Source organism: Trichocoleus sp. FACHB-262 (assembly GCF_014696035.1).
Classification (GTDB): domain Bacteria; phylum Cyanobacteriota; class Cyanobacteriia; order FACHB-46; family FACHB-46; genus Trichocoleus.
In genome coordinates, this window is the sequence record NZ_JACJPK010000084.1 from 1 (window position 1) to 9,438 (window position 9,438).

Sequence of the window (9,438 nt, forward strand, 5' to 3'; positions counted from 1 at the left end):
TGAAGCTATTTGACGATGAGGTGATTCTGATTGTCTCTATTTTTGTCGGTGTAGGTTTCATCCTAGCTGGGTTGATTGCGGCTCCGCCGCCGCTGCAAATTCCGATTGAAATCACATCAGTGATCGTCTTGTTCAATGTTTGTATGGTGTGTATTCAACGGGGCGATCGCTCTTAAAGCGCTCTCTACAACCTATAGCTAGGGAGCGCTTCATTATTTTTAGGGAAGGTCTGCGAATCCTCTACTCCCGCTCCAAACAAACAAATGAACTCTTAGTTGACACCCTTGTCCTCTAGGTCAGTGGCGATCGCCTCAATCTCCATCTCTAGTTGTTCTGCGGAGGGGAGGTTGTTTCGGAGGGGCTCGGGAAGGGTTTCGCTGAGTTGAAAGGTTGAAACACCGATTGGCTTACCCATTTCTTGAAGCGCATACTCCACAGTTGTTTTGCTCTTGCTGCGGCACAGAATGATGCCAATCGTCCGGTTGTCGCTAGGAGCACGAAGGAGGTTATCCACTGCTGCAACATAGAAATTCATTTTGCCGCTGAATTCGGGTTGAAACTCACCCATCTTGAGGTCGATCACCACGTAGCAGTGAAGTTTAACGTGGTAGAAGAGGAGATCAAGTTTGTATTCCTTATCATCCACCTCGATCGGATATTGGTTACCGAGAAAAGCAAAGCCTAATCCGAGCTCTAGTAGGAAGTCGCGAATATGTAAAACGAGTGCATTTTCTAGCTCTCGCTCTTGAGCATCCTTACCCAAGGTGAGGAAGTCTAGATGATAGGGGTCTTTGAGTAAGCTCTGAACTAAATCAGATTCCTCTTTAGGAAGAACTCTTTGGAAGTTGGTAGTTGCGCCACCAATTCTTGCTTTCAACCCTGTTTCGATTTGCAGGACTAAAACATCCCGGCTCCAACCATTTTCGATCGCTTGTTGGGCGTACCAAAGCCTTTCGTCCGCGTCTTTGAGTTTTTCGAGTAAGGCAATGTTGTGACGCCAAGGCAATTGTGCAACGCTGCGTTGCACAACTTCTTCATCTGAATAGGCTTCCGCAAAGGTTCGCATGTATTTGAGGTTGCGAGAGGAAAAGCCTTTCATCTCTGGGAATGCCTTGGCCAGATCTCGACTCAGTTGGTCAATGACTTTAGTGCCCCAGCCTTCTTCACGTTGCCTTGCTAAGATAGACTGACCGATTTGCCAGTAGAGCAGAATCAGCTCACGGTTGATGGCGATTGAGGCTCGAAGTTGAGCCGAGCGAATCTGATGTTTGAGGTCAGTGAGGAATCGGTCGTAATTGAAGGGTACAGGGGAGGACAGGGAGTCAGTCACGATCAAACTTCGCCGATTAGTTTTAAAGGGTTTCGCAAAAGAAGTAGACAGTTCAGCTTCGATTGGCTTGCCTAGTTTGTAGCGTGTCTAAAGTCTCTTTTGGAGCCTGTTGGTATTGTTCCAATAACTGAGCGATCGCTGCTTCTACTAACACTTCCTTATAAGGCGCATTCTCTTTGCCTAACTCCAGTTGCAACTTGAGGTGAAAGGTGTCTAGTTCCTTGAGTAATGTCTCATCAAGTTGAAAAGTCGCTTTTTTCAACTTCTTAGGTTGTTGGCTTCCTGACTTGTTGTCTGGTAGAGATATTGGTTGAGTATTGGATTGCTTTTTCCGGTTGTCAGCAGATGGGCTGACTGAAATTGTTGGCTCTGTTGGGTGGCTGTCGTCTACAACTTGCTGACTTTCTTGCTGGTTGACTTGTTGACTTGTTGTCTGGTCATCTGGTCTGACTTCTACAGAGTCGAAGTATTCATCCGCTTTGCTGCGAGGAAGATTGATACGATCGCTGGTTCTAGGACGTTGTCTAGGCATGGTTAGGACTCCGATTGAATCGCTTGGATAACGCTTCGATAGGGCTGCACAAGTCGCCACTCTCCGGCGTATTGGTGAATGGGTTCTCCAGCTAGATTAGATTCTGCAAACTTCACAGACTTAGGGACCGGGTCAAAAATTCTGATTGCTTCCAGTTGATTTTTGAGAGTGCTGAGTACGTCCTGGGTCATGACTGTGTTCTTCTCGGCCATTGTTGGCAGAACACCCAAAATCTGTAGATTCGGATTGAGCCGTTTTTTGACACTTTGAATCGTATCTAGGAGTGCTTCGAGTCCTTTAAGGGCAAAAAACTGGCATTGAACTGGAATTAACAAGCGATCGGCAGCCGCTAAGGCATTCACTGTCAGGAGTCCTAAGCTAGGGGGACAGTCGATCAAGATGTGTTGGTAATGAGATTGAGCTGGCTCTAAACGTTCTTTGAGGATGTAGAAGTTCCCCACTTTACTGAGCAGCTCGGTTTCTCCTTTGGCAAGGGAGATGTCAGCAGGGAGTAGATCGAGGCCAGATTTAGTTTTGATGACTGCATCTAAAGCTTCAGCTTGCTCGGTAATAACCTCGTAAGCCGTGAGTTGATCATCAGTTACGTTGACCCCTAGCCCAGTTGTGAGGTTGCCTTGAGGGTCAAGGTCGATGGCGAGGCAGGAGCCTTGCTGAGCTAGAAGACCTCCAAGGGCAAGAGTTGAGGTGGTTTTAGCGACTCCACCTTTTTGGTTGGCGATCGCAATAATCATAGAGAGCATCAATGTGGTTGATTACTAGCTTGCCAGCAAGTTAACCAGTTAACAAGTAAACTTTTTAACCATCTAACAAGTTGAACAGTTAACTTGTTGACTTCCTGTATTCCTGTCAACCTAACTTGATGAGCTTAATGTAGCTTGCCCAGGAGGAGCCATAGGTTAATTGTTTTAGGCTTAGTTGACTTGTCAACAAGTTAACTTGCTAGGAAGGTGTCAAGCTAAATGGTTGGGAAGTTGACTTGTTGTTTTATAGCTTGGTAACCACGTTGGACTGACTGCTAACGCGATCGCTTCTTGTGTTGTTTCTGGGGTGGAGTGCGGTGAGCGCCGAAGTACTTTTCGCTGCAGTAGCGGAGCCAAACTCGCAGGACTTGGGGAATTTGGTCTTTTTGCTCCGGAGTCAGGGTATTGTACAGGGCTAAGGCGCGATCGCGTTCTCGACGGCAGGCAGTGTTGTTGTGGGCATCCCAGTGACTTCTAGCTACGCGAATGCGACGACAGACTTCTTTGATGAGTTCTGGTTATCTCCACACAATCCGGTCAAACCTCGCTGGATTCGCCGCTGTATACCTGACCGTATGCTGAATATTTTTATGTCCTAAATACTCCTGAATATCCCGAGTCGGCAATCCCTGCTCTGCCAGATAATACCCGCAAGAATGACGCAACATATGTGGATGCACAGGCAGAGGAAGATCAGCTAGCTCTCCAGAACGCTTCATCATTTTTGAGATCGCCCCCGTCGTCAGCCTCGTGCCTCGCTCATTCACAAATAGAGCATAGCTGCCCGAGTAGCGTTCTCGCAGCAACACCAACGCTTCCAGTTCATCCGGTTGCAGGCGATGCACCCCACTATTACTGCCCTTGAGACGAGCGATCGCAATACATCGCTCTTCCAGCATTACCGCATCCCACTTCAGCAAACAAGCTTCCCCTACTCGCAGCCCGTGGCGGAACATCAGCAACAACAACGTGCGATCGCGCAGGGGATGTCTGCCGCGTTGGCCGGCTGCTTCAATCAGCCGCTGCACCTCTCTGGGAGTCAAGTATTCGCGGCTGCGGTAAGTGAGATTGGGTTGTCTAGAGAGCTCAGTGGGGGAGGACATAGAGCCATTTTAGAGCCACTGTCCGTAAAAAGTACATTTTACGGACAGTTTTTGTTATATCGAAAAAGGTCAATTTTACGATGTATAGGGGTCAAAGCATTGAATTTGCGTTGTTAGTCGTCAACCTTTAGCTTCTGTACTACTCAGGCTTAGAAGCTGAAGTGAAGAGCCTCTCAATTACCTTGGCATTCTCTTCATCCCAAAGTGGTTGGGGGTAGCCAAGTTGCTCAAGTGCAGTCCTCTATGTAGCAAAATCCCCCAGTTGCGGATACGTCACTAGGGGATAAAGAAAATCTGGGGAGTGAACTGCTAGCAGCTTAGCAATGTAGATCACCCCAATTGTTTATGCAGCAATCTTGCGCTGTTGCTTGCGCCGTGAAGCAGCAATACCAACTCCTGCTAACGCTAGCCCTGCGAGGGTTGTAGGCTCAGGGACAGCTTCTGCTGAGCGCTCCGTAATACTAACTGCTCTTGCGGATGCACTCGAATAATAGTTGTAATTGTTGTCGTGTTGGTAGGTGTAGCCGTAATCGCTGTTTAAGGCGGGACTCCCATCTACACCAGTGTCATAAGCATATAAGTAGGAATACTGGCTCTGAGCGCTGAACCCTAAATTTAAGAAGTTGGCGACATTGCCGTACAAAGGCTGGTAATATCCTCCTGCTGGAAAATCATAATTATCCAAATACATATGGCTGAGGTCAGATTTTCCAAAGGCTGTGCCTTTGTGAGTAAAGCTGGCATCTAGTAAGCTGCTCAAAGACCAATTTTTGTAGCTATAGCTGTAATCACTACCCCAGTACGGGTCTTGGTATTGGTATTGGTAATCCGGAGTATCATCCACCTCAAACCAACCTGTTGTGGCGGTGTTGTCATCCCACTGGATATTGAAGTCGTAAAAGCTAGCGGCTTGAGCAGAACCCGCTTGCAATAAATTGGCACCCAGCGCTAAGCCAGCAGCAACAGTTGCGATCGAGCGAATGAATGGAAACATCGTTGGAATTTTTCCTGAGTATAGTTGTTGTTGTAATAAGCACACATACCACTTAGGCTCACAATACACATTCCTTGGGCACTATCAGCGCCCTTCTTCTCCTCCTCATGGAGTTTTCACTGAATCAACATCCTCGCCTAAAGTAAGTTCGCCCCTGATATTTGCGTGTTTATTAATACCGCTACATATCCGTGTTCGGCAAAGGTGCAACCAGACGGACGATCACGACTCTCAACTATTGTGTTGTTGTGCGAACTGGCGTGATGAAATAACTTGTTTCGGATGTAAGTAAGGTGATTGCGCTCTAAACAAAGCTGATTCATTCAGCTTGATTAGTAACTCGTGGCTTCCTTTGATAGGCTAAGAATTCTTTTACAGCAGGGATAAAGCCGAGAGAAATAGCGAGAGCAATATATAAAATTCCCATCCCTGAAACAAGGGGAGGGGAGATAGCCCCTAGCGCTATAAGGATTAATCCACCCATTGTTAAAAGAAAGACGGCAAGCCACTTAGCCCAACGCATTCCCAGCCAGACGCAATACGAAAGAGCAGCCGTTAAAGCAAGGCGGACAACATCTTCAATCGGGATTCCACCACTATTGAGCCTCAATGTGAGGATATAAAGCTCAGGCGCAAGGGTCAGTACTCCTATGGCTATCAAAATCGCTCGTCCAATTTGCTGTGTTTTAGTCATTAGGCTCCGTACTTTGCACTACATTAAGTAATCCCATCTAAGCTTCTTCTACCTCTTCACCAATCGATCGCTTTGGTTCCAACAAGATCAGAGATAGCCTCAATCACCCAACGCCCCATCGCCCCGGCCTGGGTGACCACTGCCCCCACTCCTTCTTCAGGATGGGGCAATGCTGGTTGATCTTTAGTGGTGTCATCAATTTGTAAGTTAGTGACTTCTTTATTACAAATCGAGGACACGGAGCCATAAAGCCTGCGTCGAGCTGCTTCAAGCAGCCGAGCCCGAACCGGATTCACGCTGAGATCAATCCGATAGACGTTGTCTCGTTTTTCCTCCCGCCTACCAGGTCGAGCCACGAGTTGGATCTCACCAAGCCAATCAATCCTTCTTGTCCTTATCGATCGCCATCTTTTTCAGCAGCTTATGAGCAATCTCCACCGGAGTTTGCTCTAGCTTAATTTGCAATTGCAATTGGTAATAAATTTCGTTGGCATAACTGCTGTAGCAATTTCTTTATATAAAAACTATTTTTCTCTTGAGGAGCTTCTAGCTATCCTTAGTTTCCAGCTCTTCAAAAGAGATTTTTCTTAGTTTCCCTTCTACTAGTCGAAAGCCTTGCTCATCAATCAACTCAAAGGCGGCTTTCACCAATAGCGTGACTTGTCGAGCAATAGGCCGCTCTTCTTGATCAGCCATTTGCTCTAGTCGCTCATAGGTCTCCGCATCAAACGGGACAGAGATTCGCTCGTCTTTTCGTGGCAAGTCGTTAGTTACCAAATCACGCATCTCATTTTACTCAAAAGCATCAATTTCTAAAGAATAGCTTCATTTGGATGCCAGTGGATGCCAAAAGATGCCAAATCTGATAAGCTTTTATTTGTCTAATCGCACGGTAAAAGCACGTTTAATTGCACAACGGCTGTGCGATCGCTGTACACGCACAGCACAGGCTGAAAACTAGAAAAATCAAGGATTCTAAGGAATGAGCACATATGGAAAACGTAACAATGCACGTTCGCTTGCACCCTGGTAGCACGCCTAGCCGCACATCTACCGCACAATCCGCACGGTACACCGCACAGCAGATTGCAGATGAGCACAGTGTCAAAGAGGTGACGATTAGGACCCGCTGGTTTAGTTGGCTGGCTCAAGTTGCACCAGAACCATTGTTAAAAGACAAAGACGGCTTCACCGAGCTGGCGCGATCGCTCTTCTCTGACTTCGCCCAGCGAGTAAAAACCGAGGGCATGAAGTCTAAAGATTGGGTGATCGATGCGAAGTCTCGCTACTCCCAGGAGTGGGCCAGCGCTGGAGTGATTGAGGGGGAGCTGCTACCGCCAGAAGTAGGAGGAGCGCTTGCCACGCTGCAAAACAAAGCAGGCAGTTTGCAGCAAAAAGGCCAAGAGCTTGTAGAGCGGTTGCAACGTCTCAACGAGCAAGCCGCTGCAACTTCGACGGATTTCTCTCAAGGTGAAATCAACCTTTACCGAGCCAGAGGCGCTGTGCGTGGCATGGAGCGGTTCGAAGTCGAGGTGACAGCAGAACTCGAAACTTATAACCAGTTGAGACAACAGTTTCTAGAAACTGGAAGCTAGGGGCAGTGATGAAACAATTTGCCTTGGGGCTGCTAGCAACAACCGTGCAGCAATGCCAGCAAGATATTGGTGCAGAGCTGGGCTTCAGCAGTCCCGCAATTGCCAACAACCCCTATGCAGCTAGCCCAGTTCAGGACCACTGCCAGATGGTCGATCCGGAAGCCACGCTTTCACGAGAACAATTGAATCGCCTGATTCACCTTGCAGGAGGTAACAGCACCGATGCCATGCGAGATCTAGCAGGCTTGCCTTATTGCTTTGTTGGCAACGTCGAATATTTCCCGCTAGAAATCGATCGCGAAACCTGGATCGGCATCAGGTACAACACTGCCGGGATGTACGAAGGCTACAGCTTCAGCACTAGAAACAATTAATTTTCGCCATCAAAGGAGTCCCTATGTTTAGGCAAAAAGTAGCGATCGCCCTCGCTGCTACCACAGCAGCTCTGTCAATCCCACAACGAATGGAGGCTACCCCTGCGGCTTTAGTTCCTGCTGTAGCTGCATGTATGAGTACGCCTCAGTGTGTGGTTGCAGTAGTAACCGTTGGAGGAGCTGTTTACTGGCAGGTCAAGCACACTTTGGAAAACCCAATCCTGATTCCTATGCCCGTTTTGGATGACCCAGAAGCTGAAGGCGAACAAGAAAACTGGATTGATTATGTGTGGGCAGATAGCGTCGCAGAAGCTCAGAAAAAGTGCGAAGCTTTAGCAAGAACAGCGACTCATCAAGGAGGGTCAAAAGTCACCATTTCCAACGTTCGCCAAGTTGGCAAAGGTAAACGTTACGAATGCACTTTCAGAGGATAGAACTATGCAATCCGTAGCACCATTACAGCCCTTAGCACCCTTAGAAATGCCAGTTAAGCCAGGACCGGGACAAGTTTTGCTCTACGTTGTCCTGAGCGAGGTTGAGAATATGACCATCAGCGAAACTCTGGCACTGCTGGTAGAGATGGGTTATCAACCAGAGCTGCGCTATCGTCAGTGGAAGGATGAGAGCAGTACTCTTCAAACCAGTCTCTATGCTGTGCTGAAGGACGAACAACACGGCCCAACCACGGAAATTGATTCAGAGTACCTGGCAGAAGAACTAGAGACTTTGTGGAACCATATTCAGCCTGATCTGGCAGTTAGGTGTCCTCGTGGCTTACCTAAAAAATCTGCTGGAGTAGCAGCATAAAAATTTAATCAGCTGTTTGAAGGGCGATCGCTCACCTTATTAGGGCGATCGCTTTTTATTGAGACGTTGACGAACTAGCAACTCTGTCTGGTAGCAGTAGGCTGCAACCACGAACCAGACGCCAAATAGCCTCTCTATAACCTGTTCCTCATTCAAGCCATCTCTTCTTTGAATCGTGGCAACGGCCAAATAGCCTCTCTATAACCTGTTCCTCATTCAAGCCATCTCTTCTTTGAATCGTGGCAACGACTGAATCACCAACGGGAATAGCTTTGAGAAATGAAGCAAAGGTGATGGCACTTGCCAATATTGCTAGCGTAGTCACTACAAAACCGTAAAGCACCATCTTCCAATCGCGGAAATGCACCCACTGAGGCGGTTTTGTCCAGAACAGGCGGAGTAGTAGAGAGTACAAGCCTACAAACACTAAATAAAGAACTAGTGATGCGGCTAAGGCTCCTACTGCCATCCAAAGAAAAAATGACATTCCCTCTGCTTGCTCGGCTGTCCCAATAATAAACAGGATGAAGAAGCGCCAAACTTCAAGACTAAAAACTGCCACTCCAGCAAACGTTGGTATTGCTAAACCCCAAGCTCTGAACTATTAATTCAAGCAAAGTTTCTTATCTATCTGATGGCCATCTTTGTTGAACCTTTTTTTCAAGCTCTTTATTGGACCAAGGTGCTTCAAAACAATAATTTCTGTCTCTATCTCGGTAGTTTTTTTCAGAATCATTCATGAACGTGAAGTGATCTTCGAAGTCTTGTGAAATGTATACATACAAGCAACCTAACTCTGTAATCTTGTATTCTAGATGGTACATCAAAATACCTGCCGAGTTAGGAGCACGATGATTCTCGTATTCTAGATTGATTTCTACTAACTTTGAAGATAAAAGGCTTCCATAGTCTGAGCTAGGTAAGTTATAAGCACCCCTGTGAAAATGATTTTTATCTCTCCAGTAAGAATCAGAAAATTCTATAAGCTCGCCAAAACTAGCAAGATTGAGGGTAGGCGAAAGCTCAATAAAATCTTCTTTTCTAATCTTGCCTAGAATAAGACATGCAAATATTTTCGCAAATATGTCAGGTTTAGAAATATCATCAAACTTATCAATTTTAAGAAAAATGTCGCTATAGCAATCCTAAATAGGATGTGGGGCTAACCATACATGAAGGCCTTCTCAAACGTAAACCACTGCTGATGCGTGACCAGCTCAAATAGATACTTCACCACGGCAAAAGATT

Annotated in this window: 13 protein-coding genes; 4 read left to right on the forward strand and 9 right to left on the reverse strand. The window is 46.8% G+C overall.

Going from position 1 to position 9,438, the window contains the following annotated elements; translation table 11 throughout:
- Window positions 1-271 precede the first annotated feature (271 nt).
- The 8 genes from H6F68_RS16635 to H6F68_RS16670 all read right to left on the reverse strand — a co-directional run bounded on the left by H6F68_RS16635 (window position 272) and on the right by H6F68_RS16670 (window position 6,200).
- Window positions 272-1,330, reverse strand: a complete 1,059-nt coding sequence (locus tag H6F68_RS16635) for a PDDEXK nuclease domain-containing protein (RefSeq protein WP_190560690.1) — start codon at window positions 1,328-1,330, stop codon at window positions 272-274.
- Between the two features lie 52 nt (window positions 1,331-1,382).
- Complete coding sequence (locus tag H6F68_RS16640) at window positions 1,383-1,862, reverse strand: hypothetical protein (RefSeq protein WP_190560692.1); 480 nt, start codon at window positions 1,860-1,862, stop codon at window positions 1,383-1,385.
- A gap of 2 nt (window positions 1,863-1,864) precedes the next feature.
- Entirely contained in the window at window positions 1,865-2,623 is a 759-nt protein-coding gene (locus H6F68_RS16645; protein WP_242065546.1) for a ParA family protein, read from the reverse strand.
- A gap of 518 nt (window positions 2,624-3,141) precedes the next feature.
- Entirely contained in the window at window positions 3,142-3,726 is a 585-nt protein-coding gene (locus tag H6F68_RS16650) for a tyrosine-type recombinase/integrase (RefSeq protein ID WP_190560694.1), read from the reverse strand.
- 343 nt (window positions 3,727-4,069) lie between these two features.
- Window positions 4,070-4,720, reverse strand: a complete 651-nt coding sequence (locus H6F68_RS16655; RefSeq protein ID WP_190560696.1) for a PEP-CTERM sorting domain-containing protein — start codon at window positions 4,718-4,720, stop codon at window positions 4,070-4,072.
- Between the two features lie 319 nt (window positions 4,721-5,039).
- Window positions 5,040-5,414, reverse strand: coding sequence for a hypothetical protein (locus H6F68_RS16660; protein WP_190560698.1), 375 nt, complete (start codon window positions 5,412-5,414; stop codon window positions 5,040-5,042).
- Window positions 5,415-5,470: 56 nt separating this feature from the next.
- Entirely contained in the window at window positions 5,471-5,770 is a 300-nt protein-coding gene (locus tag H6F68_RS16665; RefSeq protein WP_190560700.1) for a hypothetical protein, read from the reverse strand.
- Window positions 5,771-5,960: 190 nt separating this feature from the next.
- Window positions 5,961-6,200 (reverse strand): ribbon-helix-helix domain-containing protein, encoded by a 240-nt coding sequence (locus tag H6F68_RS16670; RefSeq protein WP_190560702.1) that lies wholly within the window; start codon window positions 6,198-6,200, stop codon window positions 5,961-5,963.
- A gap of 206 nt (window positions 6,201-6,406) precedes the next feature.
- Here H6F68_RS16670 and H6F68_RS16675 point away from each other — a divergent pair, with 206 nt between their 5' ends.
- Genes H6F68_RS16675 through H6F68_RS16690 form a run of 4 tightly spaced genes read left to right on the forward strand, consistent with a single transcriptional unit; the run spans window position 6,407 to window position 8,190 of the window.
- Window positions 6,407-7,009 (forward strand): hypothetical protein, encoded by a 603-nt coding sequence (locus H6F68_RS16675; protein WP_190560704.1) that lies wholly within the window; start codon window positions 6,407-6,409, stop codon window positions 7,007-7,009.
- Window positions 7,010-7,017: 8 nt separating this feature from the next.
- Window positions 7,018-7,383, forward strand: coding sequence for a hypothetical protein (locus tag H6F68_RS16680; protein WP_190560706.1), 366 nt, complete (start codon window positions 7,018-7,020; stop codon window positions 7,381-7,383).
- A gap of 23 nt (window positions 7,384-7,406) precedes the next feature.
- Complete coding sequence (locus H6F68_RS16685; RefSeq protein WP_190560708.1) at window positions 7,407-7,817, forward strand: hypothetical protein; 411 nt, start codon at window positions 7,407-7,409, stop codon at window positions 7,815-7,817.
- Window positions 7,818-7,821: 4 nt separating this feature from the next.
- Window positions 7,822-8,190, forward strand: coding sequence for an acyl carrier protein (locus tag H6F68_RS16690; RefSeq protein WP_190560710.1), 369 nt, complete (start codon window positions 7,822-7,824; stop codon window positions 8,188-8,190).
- A gap of 148 nt (window positions 8,191-8,338) precedes the next feature.
- On the opposite strand, the gene H6F68_RS16695 is transcribed toward H6F68_RS16690, so the two are convergent.
- Entirely contained in the window at window positions 8,339-8,752 is a 414-nt protein-coding gene (locus H6F68_RS16695) for a hypothetical protein (protein ID WP_190560712.1), read from the reverse strand.
- Between the last annotated feature and the right edge of the window lie 686 nt (window positions 8,753-9,438).